This is a genomic window from Paraburkholderia sp. SIMBA_054, assembly GCF_046534875.1.
In the GTDB taxonomy this organism is placed as follows: domain Bacteria; phylum Pseudomonadota; class Gammaproteobacteria; order Burkholderiales; family Burkholderiaceae; genus Paraburkholderia; species Paraburkholderia hospita.
This window is the reverse complement of record NZ_JAWRXV010000070.1, coordinates 13,644-28,369: the sequence shown is the minus strand read 5'-3', so window position 1 is coordinate 28,369 and position 14,726 is coordinate 13,644. Positions and strand designations below refer to the sequence as shown.

The window sequence follows — 14,726 nt, the reverse complement described above, 5'->3', positions numbered from 1 at the left end:
TACTTTCACGCGAACGCAGGAAGTGAAATACCTTTTGCCATTCAAGCGCGGCCGGCGATGGATACTTTCAATTGCCGCGGGCTTGAATGGAAAAGCCCACGGGCTTATATTGAAATCCCTTCGCTAAGGAGTGTCCTATGCGAAAAATCACGGCCGCTTTGATAGCGAGCCTGATAGGGCTGACAGCGTTGTCCGTGTCGACCACGGCTTTCGCATGTGGTGATCAGGTCCAAAGCACAAGCAATGGTAAATGATCCCACCGCCCGAAGGCGCCGAGTGCGCATGAAAAAAGGCCTTCATCCGACGATGAAGGCCTTTTACTTTTAGCCCTGAAAAACAGGGCTTTTGTTCGAACGGAAGAGGGCGGCGCGTTTATTTGGCCTTCGGTTCCGTGACGAAACCGATCTTCGTCAGGCCGCCTGCCTGGGCCGCCGACATCACCTGCGCGACCTTTTCATACGCGACCTTGCGGTCCGCGCTCAGATGCAGTTCCGGCTGTGGTTCCTGCTGCGCAGCAGCGGCGATCTTTGCCTGCAGCATGTCGTCGGAGATTTTCTGTTCGTCCCACATCAAGTTGCCGTCAGCGTCGATCGCAATCGTCACCTGCGCGGGCCTTGTATCTTCCTTCTGGCTGCTCGCGTGCGGCAGATCGATCTTCACCGCATGGCGGATCACGGGGATCGTCACCATGAACACGATCAGGAGAACCAGCATGACGTCGACGAGCGGCGTCATGTTGATTTCATTCATGAGGCCGTCGTCATCGTCGCCGGCGAAAGGGCTCATTGCCATCGCTATGTCTCGCTATTTAGTTGGCGCGGGTCGCGAGCCGAAGACCGTCTCCGCGTTTCGACGACGACAGGCGGGCGCCCGTCACGAAGAACGCATGGAGGCCGTGTGCAAAGCGGCTCAGCTTGCTGACGATGCCCTTGTTGGCACGCGTCAGCGCGTTGTAGCCGAGCACGGCGGGAATGGCGACGAACAGACCGAAGGCCGTCATGATGAGCGCTTCGCCTACGGGGCCGGCGACCTGATCGATCGACGATTGACCCGCTGCGCCGATCGACAGCAGCGCGTGATAAATACCCCACACCGTCCCGAACAGGCCGACGAACGGCGCCGTGCTGCCAATCGACGCCAGCACCGCAAGGCCGCTCTGCATGCGCGCGACGCTTTCGTCCATCGTGTCCTTCAGGCAGCGCGTGACCCAGTCCGACACGTCCATGCGGTCGTGCAGGTGCGGCTGCGTCTGATGATGGTGATCGGCGGCTTCCTGGCCCGACAGCGCGAGCGCGAGGAACGGGTTCTCAGCCGGCGACGACGTGTCGCGGCCGAGCTTCTTCATGCCGTCGGCGAAATCGTCCGAATGCCAGAATGCCTTTTCGGCGTTCTTCGTGAGGCGGCCCAGACGCATCACGTTCCAGCTCTTGACGACGATCACGCTCCACGACAACACCGACATGATCAGCAACGTCACCGCGATGCCGCGTGTGACGAAATCCCCTTGTGCCCAGACGTGGGCAATACCGTAGTTCTGCATGGCAATTCCTTTTTCTTTTGAAATCCTGGTCAGCTGATCAATATCAATTGTTCAGGCTGAAGTCGAACGGCTGGACGGCGGGCACGCGAGTCGGCTCGCCGTCCACAAGATAGGGTTTGCACGAGCTCGAGCGAATCGCGTCGAGCGCGGCCTGATCGAGGCGATCGGAGCCGCTGCTCTTCTTCAGTTCGACGTTTTCGATCCGGCCCGACGCCGACAGAATGAACTGCACGACGGCGCGGCCCGTTTCGCCGCGGCGGCGCGACATCGCCGGATAAGTCGGCTCGATGATGCTGCAGTTCAGGTGCGACGCGTCCTTGGGCGCGGTGATCGACATCACCGTTTTTGCCGCGGGCGCGGCCGGTGCGGGCGCAGCAGGTGCTGGCGGCGCGGGCGGAGCCGGCTCGGGCGCGCTGATCTCGTGCTGCGACGGCGCTTGCGCGACGGGCATTGGAGTCGGCGTGGGCTTCGGCGTCGGGCGCGGCTGCACCTTCGGCTTGACCTTCTGGATGGGCACGGGCTTCGGCGGCGGCGGGGCCGATTCGATCGCGACAGGCGCAGCGGCAGGGGTCGGCGGCGGAAGCAGCTCCGCCGTGATCGTGCGCTGGGTCTCAACCTGCAACGGCGCAACGTCGCGCACCGTGAACGCAATAGCGAGCGCGATAACGTGAAGTCCGATGACGATACCCGTCACCGTGGCGATACGCGGGTTGATTCGGGCGGAAGCGTCCGGCGCGAAGCCGGTTGGGAGAGAAGGCGTGGCCTGCATGGTTAGCGTGGCGGCGCGCCGGCAATGCAGCACGTCATGCAAAACAGCGTCATGTTCGGAATATCAGCAGCGAAATACAAACGGTGGTCAGAAAACCGATCAGCAATTCCATCTCGAACTCCTCGAAGAATGGCGTCGCTGGCTGGTGTCGGACTGGCTTGCTGACGGCGGAAACGAAAAAATTACAGCGCCCGATAATGGCACGCTTTTCGAAGCACTATGTTGAAACGCGTCAAAGGCCGGGAACCGGCTTCAGGCTGCCTTGCGTTCGTAGAACGTCAGCGGCGCCGCTTGCGTGTGATGCTCGACGCCACAGCGGCTCGCACAGACGCCGCTTTGCGCCATCACGTCCCGTACGGACTCCTCGCACTTGCCGCAGCACATGGCGACGCCGAGCTCGAACTGGAGCTCGTCGAATGAATCGACGCCTGCGGCGATCGTTGCACGGATTTTTCGGTCGGACACTGACTTGCACACGCAGACAATCATGACAGCTCGCGATAGCTAACGTTAATGCGAATTATTATCATTTTGTTTGGTCGGTTTGGCAAGCCTCCCAGGCAAAATTTTGTAACAAAACCAGCCTGTTAGAAGGGTTTCGTCCGGCACCGCACGATAGTTCAAGTGGCGGCGGGGCGTTGTGGGGGCGGGTTTCCGCCGGGTGGCGGCGTATTTGATGCGGTGGCGACGCATGGAAACCACGGGCGGCACGGTGCCGTTTGCCAGCCTCAGGCGGCGTGCGAATCCGGCGTGATCGTACGGCGCGACGGAATGTGCACGCGGTCAACGGGCGCGTCGATATCGAGCAGCGTCGCCGCGAGCTGTTTGAGGTGCGCGCCGTCGCTGGTCGAGCAGAAGCGCGGCGGCGGCACGGCGTCGCGCGCAGGCGCACGCAGCCCTTGCTGGTCGAGCACGCGCTCCAGTTGCCGGGCGATCGCGACGCTCGTGTCGATCAGCGTCAGCCGGTCGCCGGCGATATCGCGGATCGCCGCATCGAGAAACGGGTAGTGCGTGCAGCCGAGCACCAGCGTATCGGCGCCGGCGTCGAGCATCGGCTGAAGGTAGCTTTCGATCAGCGCGCGCAGTTCGGGCGAGCCGATGTCGCAGCGCTCGACAGCCTCCACGAGGCCGTGGCCCGGCTGGCACAGAAAACGGCAGTCGCTGGCGTAGCGTTCGAGCAGCCCCTGGAAGCGGGCACTGCGCAGCGTCACGCGGGTCGCGAGCACGCCCGCCACGCGCGATTTCGACTGCAACGCCGCGGGCTTCACGCCCGGTTCGACGCCGATCAACTGAATAGGCAATTTTTCGCGCACCAGCGCGATCGACTGCGCGGTCGCCGTGTTGCAAGCGACCACCAGCGCCTTCGCGCCCTGCGCGACGAGCCATTCGCCGATCGCGAGCGTGCGGTCGGCGATGAAATCGTCGTCGCGCTCGCCGTAGGGCGCATAGAGCGAATCCGCGACGTAGATGAGCGCTTCGTCCGGCAGTTGCGAGCGAACCGCGCGCAGCACCGACAATCCGCCGAGGCCCGAGTCGAAAATGCCGACGGGCGCGCGCGGATCGAGCGAGGTGAGCGGCGGAATCGAAGCGGACGTAGCGGAGGCGGGGGACGAAGCGGTCATGGTTTCAACGGAAGCCATATAAGAAAATCCGCGCAGCGCCTGTGAGCAAACGTTGCGCGGATCGGACCGCAGAAGTGTATCAGGAGTGGGGACCCTCCCAGCGCGGGTGTCGTCTTATTCTTCCTGCGAGCCCATCGCCGACTGCTGGTAGTTCTGGATGCCGACCTTGTCGATCAGGTCGATCTGCGTTTCGAGCCAGTCGATATGTTCTTCGGTGTCGTCGAGAATCGTCGTGAAGATTTCGCGCGAGATGAAATCACGCACCGACTCGCAATAAGCGATGGCTTCCTTGCACGTACCCTGCGAGATGGTTTCGAGCTTCAAATCGCATTCGAGAATTTCTTTCGTTTCTTCGCCGATCAGCAGCTTGTGCAGGTCTTGCAGATTCGGCAGGCCATCGAGCATGAAAATGCGTTCGATCAGCAAGTCGGCGTGCTTCATTTCGCCGATCGATTCGTCGTACTCATGCTTGCCCAGCTTCTCGAGACCCCAGTGCTTGTACATCCGCGCGTGCAGGAAATACTGGTTAATCGCGGTCAGTTCGTTCTTCAACTGGGCGTTCAGATATTCGATGACTTTTTTATCGCCTTGCATGACGTTTCCTCTTCAAGAGCTGGGTTTTCCAACAACAATAAACGCCTGAAAACTAAAAGCCAAGGACGAATATGGTTGTTGAGAATCATTCACGCAATTTTATTTGTATTTCGCGTGAACAATAAAAAAGCCGGGACTATAACGTCCCGGCTTCGGTAAAACAAAGAAAATCTTTAAGCAGTTGCGACGGGAATCTTACCGATCTTTGCCTGCCATTCCTTCGGTCCCGTTTGGTGCACAGACGTGCCGTTCGAATCGACGGCGACCGTCACGGGCATGTCCTGCACGTCGAATTCATAGATGGCTTCCATGCCGAGATCTTCGAACGCGAGCACCTTCGCGCTGCGGATCGCCTTCGACACGAGATACGCCGCGCCACCCACAGCCATCAGATACGCCGCCTTGTGCTTCTTGATCGCCTCGATCGCGACGGGGCCGCGCTCGGCCTTGCCGATCATCGAGATCAGGCCGGTTTGCGCGAGCATCGTTTCCGTGAACTTGTCCATGCGCGTCGCGGTGGTCGGGCCTGCCGGGCCGACCGCTTCGTCGCGCACCGGGTCGACGGGGCCGACGTAATAGATCACGCGGTTGGTGAAATCGACGGGCAGCTTTTCGCCCTTCGCGAGCATGTCGGCGATGCGCTTGTGCGCGGCGTCGCGGCCCGTCAACATCTTGCCCGACAGCAGCAGCGTCTGGCCCGGCTTCCACGACGCGACTTCTTCCGGCGTCAGCGTGTTCAGGTCGATGCGCTGGCTCTTCTCGGTGTCCGGTTCCCACTGCACCTTCGGCCATGCGTCGAGCGACGGCGCTTCGAGCTTCGCGACGCCCGTGCCGTCCAGCGTGAAGTGCGCGTGACGCGTGGCCGCGCAGTTCGGGATGATCGCGATGGGCTTCGATGCCGCGTGCGTCGGTGCGGCCATGATCTTCACGTCGAGCACGGTCGCGAGGCCGCCCAGACCCTGCGCGCCGATACCGAGCGCGTTGACCTTCTCGTGCAGTTCGACGCGCAGTTCTTCGATCCAGTCCTGCGGGCCGCGCGCGATGACGTCCTGAATGTCGATCGGGTCCATCAGCGATTCCTTCGCCATCAGCATCGCCTTTTCAGCCGTGCCGCCGATGCCGATGCCGAGCATGCCGGGCGGGCACCAGCCCGCGCCCATGGTCGGCACGGTCTTCAGAATCCAGTCGACGATCGAATCCGACGGATTCAGCATCGCGAACTTCGACTTGTTCTCCGAGCCGCCGCCCTTGGCCGCGACTTGAACATCGACCTTGTCGCCCGGCACGATCTCGTAGTGGATCACGGCGGGCGTGTTGTCCTTCGTGTTCTTGCGCGCGCCTTCGGGCGGGCTCACGATCGATGCGCGCAGCACGTTGTCCGGGTTCAGATAACCGCGGCGCACGCCTTCGTTGATCATGTCGGTGACGGACATCGTCGCGCCGTCCCAACGCACGTCCATGCCGACTTTCACGAACACCGTGACGATGCCCGTGTCCTGGCAGATCGGGCGCTTGCCTTCGGCACACATGCGGCTGTTCGTCAGAATCTGCGCGATCGCGTCCTTCGCGGCCGGGCTCTCTTCGAGTTCGTACGCGCGGCCGAGCGCCTCGATGTAGTCGAGCGGATGGTAGTAGCTGATGTACTGCAGCGAGTCGGCAATACTCTGGATCAGGTCTTCCTGTTTGATGACGGTCATGGCTAGGCTCAGTGGGGCATTGTGGCGCTTGTTATCGCGGCCGCGTGACGACGCGGCCGGTCAGACGCCTTCAGGGGAGTTGGAAATCGATGGGTTGTTGCCGTGCGACGCGCCGCCGCGCGCGGCGGGCTCGTGAAAATGCTCCGGGTGCGTATGCGTGGTCAGCCGGTCGACGAATGCCATCACCAGCGCGGACACGAGGAACGTGACGTGGATGATGACCTGCCACATCACGGCCTGCTGCGTGTGCTTGTCCGGGTCGATGAAGGTCTTCAGCAGATGAATCGACGAGATTCCGATCAGCGCCATCGACAGCTTCACCTTCAGCACGCCCGCGTTCACGTGGTCGAGCCATTCGGGCTCGTCGGGATGACCTTCCAGGCCGAGGCGCGAGACAAAGGTTTCATACCCGCCGACGATCACCATGATCAGCAGGTTCGAGATCATCACCACGTCGATCAGGCCGAGCACGACGAGCATGATGTTGGTTTCGTCGAGCGTCATCGCGTGCGTGACGAGGTGCCACACTTCCTTCGCGAACAATACGACGTAGACGCCTTGCGCGACGATCAGGCCCAGATACAGCGGCACCTGCAGCCAGCGGCTCATGAAGATCACGGAGGGCAGAAGGCGCATGCGGCGCGGCTGGCCGGACAGAGTGGGGCGCGGAGCGGTCATGTAGGGTCGACGTAGTGTTGGCGCTTCTTGGTGACGGATCGTGGCGACGGATACGGCGGGCACGGACGCGCTCGCATCGACGGCGGCGGATCACGTGAAAAGCGAACGACCGGCAGTCAACGGCACGGCGGTGAAACCGGCCGGCAAGGCGCGTTGGGCGCGATATTGTACAGCGTGATCCGTGACAGCCATGTCGAGGCGGGCACCCGGGCACTTAGCGCCTAAGACAGCATGGCGCGGCGGCGTGCGCCATGCTGTGCTTTCTGCCGATTTCGAGCTAAGAAGCGACGGGCGGCACGCGCCGTGCCTTCAGGCTCGCCAGAGCGATGCCCGCGACCACGCAGGCGAGCGCGATGCCATGCGCGAGCGTCGGCCGTTCGTCGAGGAACACGATCCCGTAGATCGCGGCGGCGACGGGCAGCACCGCGCTGAACACGCCAGCGAGACTGCCCGGCACATGGCGGATGCCCTTCATCCACAGCCAGAACGAGAAGATGCTCGCCGACAGGCCGTACCACAACACCAGCGTCCAGATGCCGACGGGCACGCTCGTGTAATTGAAGGCGAACAGCGACGACACGCCGAGCGGCAGCATCAGCAACAGGCCGAACAGATGTGTGTACGCGCAGATGTCGATGGGCGCGAGCGTCTGCGTGAGCCGGCGCGACAGGATCACATAGAGCGATTCGCAGCAAACCGCGCCGAGCACCATCAGGTTGCCGGCGAACGAACTCTCGCTGGATGGGCCGGTGGCGGCGCCCGCGTGCGCGAGATTGATGACGACCACGCCGGCGATCGCCAGCGCAATCGACGCCAGCGCGCGGCGATCCGGCTTTTCCTTGAGGAAGATCCACGAGAACAGCGCAACTACGGCGGGAATCGTGCTCGTGATGACACCCGCCGCGACGGCGCTGGTTCGATGCACGCCGTTGAGCATCAGCAGCGTAAACCCGAATGTGCCGAACAGCGCCTGCAGGAAAAGGTTGAGCCATTCGCCCGCTTTCACGCGGCGCAGCTTGTTCACGCGCAGGAGCGGCCATAACACGGCCATGGCGATCACGAAGCGCAGCAGGGCAAAGAGGGGAACGGGAACGAACGCGACAATCGACTTGCCGATGCCGACGTTGCTGCCGACGAGCAGCATTGCGGCGATGAGGAACAGTGAGTAGCGGTTCAAGCTGGAATCCGGACGGCTAGATCAGTTAGCATTGTAAAAGGGCGCTAACAAGGGCGCAAAGCGGGGCTGCGTCGTCCGGCGAGCCTTGCGGACTGCTTGCAGCGCGGCAAGCATACGCGCCGCACCTGGTGTTTAGCCTGACGCACGCTCGACCCGCACGTAAGAACGCGGTAAGTTGCAACGCTTATCGTGGGAAGTGATCGAAGCTGATGAAGGCATGCGGCGCGCCCAATGTGCGACGCCGCAGTTGTCATTCGCCGAATCGCTGTGTGCTCATCGCTGCCGATGCGCACGAGGGTGGGAGACACGCCGCAGGACAACATCATGCGGCGCCACGATGACGGGTATGACGATATGGAGCGACGCGCTGCGCCGGCCACGGCTGGCACGCATCGCGCGCGCACCCGCAAGGATTGACGTTTCATCTTCACCAAGGGGTAGTCGATGTCTGCGATTGAATCGGTTCTTCAAGAACGCCGCGTGTTTCCGCCTTCAGCCGAAGTGACGGCGCAGGCTACTGTGTCCGGCATGGACGCGTACAAGGCGCTCGTCGCCGAGGCCGAGCGCGATTACGAAGGCTTCTGGGGCAGGCTGGCGCGCGAGACGCTCAGCTGGAAAAAGCCCTTCACGAAGGTGCTCGACGAATCGAACGCGCCTTTCTACAAGTGGTATGAAGACGGCGAACTGAACGCGTCGTACAACAGCATCGACCGTCACGTCGAGGCGGGCAACGGCGAGCGCGTCGCGATCATCTTCGAAGCCGACGACGGCACCGTCACCAACGTCACGTACAACGACATGCTGCAACGCGTGTCGCGCTTCGCAAACGCGCTGAAAAAGCGCGGCATCAAGAAGGGCGATCGCGTCGTCATCTATATGCCGATGTCGATTGAAGGCATCGTCGCGATGCAGGCATGCGCGCGGATCGGCGCAACGCACTCGGTCGTGTTCGGCGGGTTCTCGTCGAAGTCGCTGAACGAACGTCTCGTCGATGTCGGCGCGGTCGCGCTGATTACCTCCGACGAGCAGATGCGCGGGGGCAAGGCGCTGCCGCTGAAGAACATCGCTGACGAAGCGCTCGCGATGGGCGGCTGCGAGGCCGTCAAGAGCGTGATCGTCTACCAGCGCACGGGCGGCAAGATCGGCTGGGACGACACGCGCGATCTGTGGATGCACGAGGTCACCGCAAACGAATCGGACCAGTGCGCGCCCGAGTGGGTCAGTGCCGAGCATCCCCTCTTCATCCTCTACACGTCCGGTTCGACGGGCAAACCGAAGGGCGTGCAACATAGCACGGGCGGCTATCTGCTGTGGGCCGCGCAGACGATGAAGTGGACCTTCGACTGGAAGCCCACGGATGTCTTCTGGTGCACGGCCGATATCGGCTGGGTCACGGGTCACAGCTACATCACGTATGGGCCGCTTGCGCTCGGCGGCACGCAGGTCGTGTTCGAAGGCGTGCCGACGTATCCGAACGCGGGCCGCTTCTGGGACATGATCCAGAAGCACAAGGTCACCGTGTTCTACACCGCGCCGACGGCAATCCGTTCGCTGATCAAGGCAGCCGAAGCCGACGCGAAGGTGCATCCGAAAAGCTACGACCTGTCGACGCTGCGCATCATCGGCACGGTCGGCGAGCCGATCAATCCGGAAGCGTGGGTGTGGTACTACGAGAACGTGGGCGGCTCGCGTTGCCCGATCGTCGATACGTGGTGGCAGACGGAAACGGGTGGCCACATGATCACGCCGCTGCCGGGCGCGACGCCGCTCGTGCCGGGTTCGTGCACGCTGCCGCTGCCGGGCATTATGGCCGCGATCGTCGATGAGACGGGGCAGGACGTGCCGAACGGGCAGGGCGGCATTCTCGTCGTCAAGCGCCCGTGGCCGGCGATGATCCGCGCGATCTGGGGCGACCCGGAGCGCTTCAAGAAGAGCTACTTCCCCGAGGAACTCGGCGGCAAGCTATACCTCGCGGGCGACGGCTCGGTGCGCGACAAGGACACCGGCTACTTCACGATCATGGGCCGTATCGACGACGTGCTGAACGTGTCGGGCCACCGTCTCGGCACGATGGAGATCGAGTCGGCGCTGGTCTCGAATCCGCTGGTGGCGGAAGCGGCCGTGGTTGGCCGTCCCGACGAGACGACGGGCGAAGCGGTGTGTGCGTTCGTCGTGCTGAAGCGCTCGCGTCCCGAAGGCGAAGAAGCCGCGAAGATCGCGGCGGAACTGCGCAACTGGGTCGGCAAGGAAATCGGTCCGATTGCGAAGCCGAAGGACATCCGCTTCGGCGACAACCTGCCGAAGACGCGCTCGGGCAAGATCATGCGCCGCCTGTTGCGGTCGCTCGCGAAGGGCGAGGAGATCACGCAGGATGTGTCGACGCTGGAGAATCCGGCGATTCTCGACCAGCTGGGCGAATCGCGCTGATCTTGCGCAACCGCGACGACGTAAAGATTTGAAGCAGCAAACGGCGCATCCGATATGGGTGCGCCGTTTTTTCGTACGCTTGAGATGTCGTCTCGACCCGCCGCGCGAAATCGTTGCGCGGACAACCCGGATTGCCGATGCAACACCTTTTTGATAAATAGGCGCATGACCGCGCCACACCACACATCGCGATTCACGATCAATCCCGTGCCCGAGCCGCCGCCCGTGACGGCGGCGATGGCGCGTGCGCACGCGCGCTACTGGCGCTTCAACGTCATGCTGATCGTCGCGCTGATGCTGATCGGTTTCTTCGTGTCGTTCATCGTGCCGCTCATCGCGCGAAACCTCGAGCACGCGCGTTTTGCGGGCTTCAGCCTGCCGTTCTACATGGGCGCGCAAGGGGCGATTCTCGTGTACCTGCTGTTGATCGTCGTGTACATCGTGCTGATGCAACGCGCCGACGCGGCGCTTCTGCGCGCGCTCGCAGCCAGCGCGACCGACGACTTCGCCGAGCGCGCAGCCGACCGATGAAGCTCGCGCATCGGCTGATCCGCTCGTATTCGCTCTACACGATCGGCTTTTTGATCTTCATCTATCTGCTCTGGCGTATCGAAGCCGTCAGCGGGCCGGGCACGTGGATCGGCTACGTGTTCCTGTTCGTGCCGATTGCCGTGTATGCAGTAATCGGCCTGCTGTCGCGGACTTCCGATCTCGTCGAATACTACGTAGCGGGGCGGCGCGTGCCGTCCGCGTTCAACGGCATGGCGACGGCGGCGGACTGGCTGTCGGCGGCCTCGTTCATCGGGCTGGCGGGCACCTTGTACGCAACGGGCTATGACGGTCTCGCGTACATGATGGGCTGGACGGGTGGCTATTGCCTCGTCGCGTTTCTGCTTGCGCCGTACGTGCGCAAGCTCGCGCGCTACACGATTCCCGATTTTCTCGGCACGCGCTTTTCGAGCAACGCGGTACGCGGGCTTGCGGCGCTGTCGGCGATCCTGTGCTCGTTCGTTTATCTCGTCGCGCAGATCCAGGGCGTCGGACTGATCGCGACGCGCTTTATCGGCGTCGACTTTGCGATCGGCATTTTCTGCGGGCTCGCGGGCATTCTGGTGTGCTCGTTTCTTGGCGGCATGCGCGCGGTGACGTGGACGCAGGTTGCGCAGTACATCATCCTGATCGTGGCGTTCCTGATTCCTGTGTCGATGATTGCGCACAAGGACGGGCTCGGCTGGGTGCCGCAACTCAACTATGGGCGTCTGATGGAGCGCGTCGAGTCGCTCGAGCGCCAGGTGCGCGATGCGCCATCGGAGCAGTCGGTGCGCGACGACTACCGGATGCGCGCAGCGCTGATCCAGACGCAGATCGACAGCCTGCCGCAGTCGTATATCGACGAGAAGGGCCGCCTTACCGTGCAACTTGACGATCTGCGGCGGCATAACGGACCGCTGCGCGAGATCGCCGATCTGGAGCGGCGCATCGCGCGCTTTCCGCGTGATCCAGCGACGGCGCAGATCGTGTGGGCGCAGCAACGCGACGAGATGATGCAGCGCGCAGCGCCGCCCGTGCCGATGCATGAGCCGTTTCCCGCCGCGAACGAGGACGAGCGGCGGCTGCATCTGCGCAATTTCCTGTCGCTGCTGCTGTGCCTCTCTCTGGGGACGGCGAGCTTGCCGCATATCCTCACGCGCTACAACACGACGACGTCGGTCGCGTCGGCACGGCGCTCGGTTGGCTGGACGCTGTTCTTCGTCGCGCTGTTCTATCTGACGGTGCCCGTGCTTGCGGTGCTGATCAAGTACGAGATTCTGTCGAATCTGGTCGGGCATCGGTTTTCCGACCTGCCGCAATGGGTGATGCAGTGGCGGCATGTCGAGCCGTACCTGCTGAGCATCGCCGATGTGAACGGCGACGGAATCGTCCGCTGGAGCGAGATCCAGATGCAGCCGGACATGGTCGTGCTCGCCGCGCCGGAGATTGCGGGGCTGCCGTATGTGATGTCGGGGCTGATTGCGGCGGGCGCGCTGGCGGCGGCGCTTTCAACCGCCGATGGCCTGCTGCTGACGATCGCCAATGCGCTTTCGCACGACGTGTATTACCACATGGTCGATCCCGAGGCGTCGAGCCAGAAGCGGGTGACGATCTCGAAGATCCTGTTGCTTGGGGTGGCGCTGTTTGCGTCTTATGTGGCGTCGCTGAATACGGGGAACATCCTGTTTCTGGTGGGCGCGGCGTTTTCGCTGGCGGCGTCGAGTCTTTTTCCTGTGCTCGTGCTTGGGGTGTTCTGGAAGCGGACGACGCGTCTGGGCGCGGTGGCAGGCATGGTGGCGGGGCTGGTGGTGTGCATCTGGTACATCGTGTCGACGTATCCGTTCTTCACGCAGCTGACGGGCTTTGTCGGGCCCCGCTGGTTCGGTATCGAGCCGATCAGCTCGGGCGTGTTCGGCGTGCCGGCGGGTTTTCTGGTGACGGTGCTCGTGAGCCTCGTGGACCGGAAGCCGGATGCGTATACGCGGGCGCTGGTGGACTATATCCGCCATCCGTGATGGTTGGCCTTTCGGACGGGGTGGCAATGGCGGCGGGATCTGCTATAATGCGCCTCCCCGCCGGAGAGATGGATGAGCGGTTTAAGTCGCACGCCTGGAAAGCGTGTATAGGTTAATAACCTATCCGGGGTTCGAATCCCCGTCTCTCCGCCACAATTCAATACTGAAACCCCGTTAAGCCGATGGCTTGCGGGGTTTTTGTTTTTCTTCGGGTTCGTGATTGGGTCCGGCTCTCGTTGGGGCGCTGGTTTTTTTCATGTGATCGCGACACTCCGCTGGCAATCCGGCGATGTCCGGCGTGCTCGGCTATCGCCGCACTGTCGGTCTGTCTGCACCGCAACTCCGCTCCCATTGGAATGTCCATTTCCTCGTCAGTCATGCACTTGAAATTTAGTATGACATATCAATTGCAGGATCCGAGGTTTTCGAACAGGCAGACCCCGGAATGCCGAGGCGCAAGCGCAACGATGGCGCACTACAAAAGCCCGGGTCTCGCCGATCGCATAGTTCTGAATTGACGCTTCCTGAGTGGCAGCCGTGCTTTCAAGCACGGCCGAATGCCTGACTTTGCGGCGACTCCATCAGCCGCTCGCTTCGCGCAATACCTGTTCGGGCGAATGTATTGACATCGCCGGAGCGGGGCAGCGGCAGCCGAATCGCTCTAGTTACCACTTCCTGTTGTCATCGACGCAATCACATCGCCGACAACAGAGTAATCGGGCGATCACCCACCCGACCGGCGCCGCCCAACCTTCTTCCCATCGCCACCGCTATCCCCATACCCAAGCACCCCATCCGCACACTGCAAAAACCCCTTGATCAACCGCCCACGCGGCGACGTCTTATGCCACAGCACACCGAACCGCCTAGGCTCGGTCGGTGTCGGCAGCGCGAGCCTCGCGACCTTTAGCGTCGCCGTCAGCGGCGACACGATATCCGGCACCAGCGACACACCGAGTCCCCGATCGACCATCATCGCAATCGCCATCAGCGAATTCAGTTCGAACACTTCACGTGGAGCGATCCGCGCGGACCGCAGATATTGATCCGCCTGCTTGCCGCCGCCGAGCGAGCGGTCATAGCGGATAAACGGCTCACGCCGCAGCAGTTCATGCGGGTCCTCATCCTTCAGCCGCGCCGGCGCGAGCACGACAATCGGTTCCTCCCGCAGCAGATGCCAGTCATATGCCTTGGGCAGCGCGAACGCAGGATGCAGACAGACGGCAACGTCGAGATCACCAAGTTGCAAGGTTTCATAGAGTTCCATCGACGTCCCAGCGCGTATCAGCACGTTGGCCTGCGGAAACGCTCGCGCGAACGCGGCCAGCACGTCCGGTAACAACGAGAGCAGCGCCGTCGTGATCGTACCGATGCGCAATTCGCCCGCAGCTTCGTCCTCAAGCGCGAACGCCTTCAACTCCGCGAATTCACGCACGAGATTCCTCGCACGCGCGATCACACGATGACCCGCTTCCGTCGGAATCACCGTGCGCCCCGCGCGCACGAGCAGGGGCACGCCGAGTTCCCGCTCGAGCGCCTGCACCTGCTGCGCGATCGCCGCAGGCGTCACGCCGACTCGCCGCGCCGCCTCGGCCATCGAGCCCGTATCGACGACCAGCAGCAGATTACCGAGAAAGTTAATGTCCATAACGATAGATATTCTATTGTTTAAAGAT

Annotated in this window: 14 protein-coding genes and 1 tRNA gene; 5 read left to right on the top strand and 10 right to left on the bottom strand. The window is 62.4% G+C overall.

Annotated features, from left to right (window positions below):
• Positions 1–372: 372 nt before the first annotated feature.
• The 3 genes from SB822_RS46440 to SB822_RS46430 are packed head-to-tail and all read right to left on the bottom strand — an operon-like array spanning position 373 to position 2,309.
• Positions 373–792, bottom strand: coding sequence for an ExbD/TolR family protein (locus SB822_RS46440; RefSeq protein ID WP_410857832.1), 420 nt, complete (start codon positions 790–792; stop codon positions 373–375).
• 16 nt (positions 793–808) lie between these two features.
• Positions 809–1,540, bottom strand: a complete 732-nt coding sequence (locus tag SB822_RS46435; RefSeq protein WP_007590435.1) for a MotA/TolQ/ExbB proton channel family protein — start codon at positions 1,538–1,540, stop codon at positions 809–811.
• A 43-nt stretch (positions 1,541–1,583) separates the two neighbouring features.
• Positions 1,584–2,309: an energy transducer TonB gene (locus SB822_RS46430; RefSeq protein WP_410857831.1), complete on the bottom strand. Its 726-nt coding sequence runs from the start codon at positions 2,307–2,309 to the stop codon at positions 1,584–1,586.
• On the opposite strand from SB822_RS46430, the gene SB822_RS46425 reads away from it, so the two are divergent.
• Positions 2,308–2,535: a hypothetical protein gene (locus SB822_RS46425; RefSeq protein WP_007590437.1), complete on the top strand. Its 228-nt coding sequence runs from the start codon at positions 2,308–2,310 to the stop codon at positions 2,533–2,535. The two genes, SB822_RS46430 and SB822_RS46425, sit on opposite strands and share 2 nt — an antisense overlap.
• A gap of 26 nt (positions 2,536–2,561) precedes the next feature.
• Here SB822_RS46425 and SB822_RS46420 read toward each other — a convergent pair whose 3' ends face one another.
• The 6 genes from SB822_RS46420 to SB822_RS46395 form a co-directional block, all read right to left on the bottom strand.
• A complete protein-coding gene (locus SB822_RS46420; protein WP_007590439.1) occupies positions 2,562–2,798 on the bottom strand; it encodes a bacterioferritin-associated ferredoxin in 237 nt (78 codons plus the stop codon).
• A 239-nt stretch (positions 2,799–3,037) separates the two neighbouring features.
• Complete coding sequence (gene murI, locus SB822_RS46415; protein WP_410857830.1) at positions 3,038–3,931, bottom strand: glutamate racemase; 894 nt, start codon at positions 3,929–3,931, stop codon at positions 3,038–3,040.
• A gap of 114 nt (positions 3,932–4,045) precedes the next feature.
• Complete coding sequence (bfr, locus tag SB822_RS46410; protein ID WP_007590442.1) at positions 4,046–4,525, bottom strand: bacterioferritin; 480 nt, start codon at positions 4,523–4,525, stop codon at positions 4,046–4,048.
• A gap of 173 nt (positions 4,526–4,698) precedes the next feature.
• Complete coding sequence (locus SB822_RS46405; RefSeq protein ID WP_007744869.1) at positions 4,699–6,222, bottom strand: fumarate hydratase; 1,524 nt, start codon at positions 6,220–6,222, stop codon at positions 4,699–4,701.
• 60 nt (positions 6,223–6,282) lie between these two features.
• The gene (locus tag SB822_RS46400) at positions 6,283–6,900 is read right to left on the bottom strand and encodes a TIGR00645 family protein (protein ID WP_094296797.1); all 618 of its coding nucleotides are present in this window, start codon (positions 6,898–6,900) and stop codon (positions 6,283–6,285) included.
• Between the two features lie 277 nt (positions 6,901–7,177).
• Complete coding sequence (locus tag SB822_RS46395) at positions 7,178–8,077, bottom strand: DMT family transporter (protein ID WP_086919381.1); 900 nt, start codon at positions 8,075–8,077, stop codon at positions 7,178–7,180.
• A 444-nt stretch (positions 8,078–8,521) separates the two neighbouring features.
• On the opposite strand from SB822_RS46395, the gene acs reads away from it, so the two are divergent.
• From acs to SB822_RS46375, 4 genes are all read left to right on the top strand, one after another.
• The gene (gene acs, locus SB822_RS46390; RefSeq protein ID WP_007590451.1) at positions 8,522–10,504 is read left to right on the top strand and encodes an acetate--CoA ligase; all 1,983 of its coding nucleotides are present in this window, start codon (positions 8,522–8,524) and stop codon (positions 10,502–10,504) included.
• 165 nt (positions 10,505–10,669) lie between these two features.
• Positions 10,670–11,035 (top strand): DUF4212 domain-containing protein, encoded by a 366-nt coding sequence (locus tag SB822_RS46385; RefSeq protein ID WP_007744875.1) that lies wholly within the window; start codon positions 10,670–10,672, stop codon positions 11,033–11,035.
• Positions 11,032–13,050 (top strand): sodium:solute symporter family protein, encoded by a 2,019-nt coding sequence (locus tag SB822_RS46380; RefSeq protein WP_410857829.1) that lies wholly within the window; start codon positions 11,032–11,034, stop codon positions 13,048–13,050. Before SB822_RS46385 ends, SB822_RS46380 begins: the two co-directional genes overlap by 4 nt.
• A gap of 62 nt (positions 13,051–13,112) precedes the next feature.
• Positions 13,113–13,203, top strand: a tRNA-Ser gene (locus tag SB822_RS46375).
• A 571-nt stretch (positions 13,204–13,774) separates the two neighbouring features.
• Here the strand turns inward: SB822_RS46375 and SB822_RS46370 are convergent.
• Positions 13,775–14,698, bottom strand: a complete 924-nt coding sequence (locus SB822_RS46370) for a LysR family transcriptional regulator (protein ID WP_007744876.1) — start codon at positions 14,696–14,698, stop codon at positions 13,775–13,777.
• Positions 14,699–14,726 lie beyond the last annotated feature (28 nt).

Excerpts from the sequence above, each read along its gene's own strand:
- SB822_RS46430 (WP_410857831.1), bottom strand. The coding sequence starts at position 2,309 with ATGCAGGCCACGCCTTCTCTCCCAACCGGCTTCGCGCCGGACGCTTCC.
- SB822_RS46440 (WP_410857832.1), bottom strand. The coding sequence starts at position 792 with ATGGCAATGAGCCCTTTCGCCGGCGACGATGACGACGGCCTCATGAAT.
- SB822_RS46420 (WP_007590439.1), bottom strand. The coding sequence starts at position 2,798 with ATGATTGTCTGCGTGTGCAAGTCAGTGTCCGACCGAAAAATCCGTGCA.
- SB822_RS46405 (WP_007744869.1), bottom strand. The coding sequence starts at position 6,222 with ATGACCGTCATCAAACAGGAAGACCTGATCCAGAGTATTGCCGACTCG.
- bfr (WP_007590442.1), bottom strand. The coding sequence starts at position 4,525 with ATGCAAGGCGATAAAAAAGTCATCGAATATCTGAACGCCCAGTTGAAG.
- SB822_RS46400 (WP_094296797.1), bottom strand. The coding sequence starts at position 6,900 with ATGACCGCTCCGCGCCCCACTCTGTCCGGCCAGCCGCGCCGCATGCGC.
- SB822_RS46370 (WP_007744876.1), bottom strand. The coding sequence starts at position 14,698 with ATGGACATTAACTTTCTCGGTAATCTGCTGCTGGTCGTCGATACGGGC.
- SB822_RS46380 (WP_410857829.1), top strand. The coding sequence starts at position 11,032 with ATGAAGCTCGCGCATCGGCTGATCCGCTCGTATTCGCTCTACACGATC.
- SB822_RS46425 (WP_007590437.1), top strand. The coding sequence starts at position 2,308 with ATGGTTAGCGTGGCGGCGCGCCGGCAATGCAGCACGTCATGCAAAACA.
- murI (WP_410857830.1), bottom strand. The coding sequence starts at position 3,931 with ATGACCGCTTCGTCCCCCGCCTCCGCTACGTCCGCTTCGATTCCGCCG.
- acs (WP_007590451.1), top strand. The coding sequence starts at position 8,522 with ATGTCTGCGATTGAATCGGTTCTTCAAGAACGCCGCGTGTTTCCGCCT.
- SB822_RS46385 (WP_007744875.1), top strand. The coding sequence starts at position 10,670 with ATGACCGCGCCACACCACACATCGCGATTCACGATCAATCCCGTGCCC.
- SB822_RS46435 (WP_007590435.1), bottom strand. The coding sequence starts at position 1,540 with ATGCAGAACTACGGTATTGCCCACGTCTGGGCACAAGGGGATTTCGTC.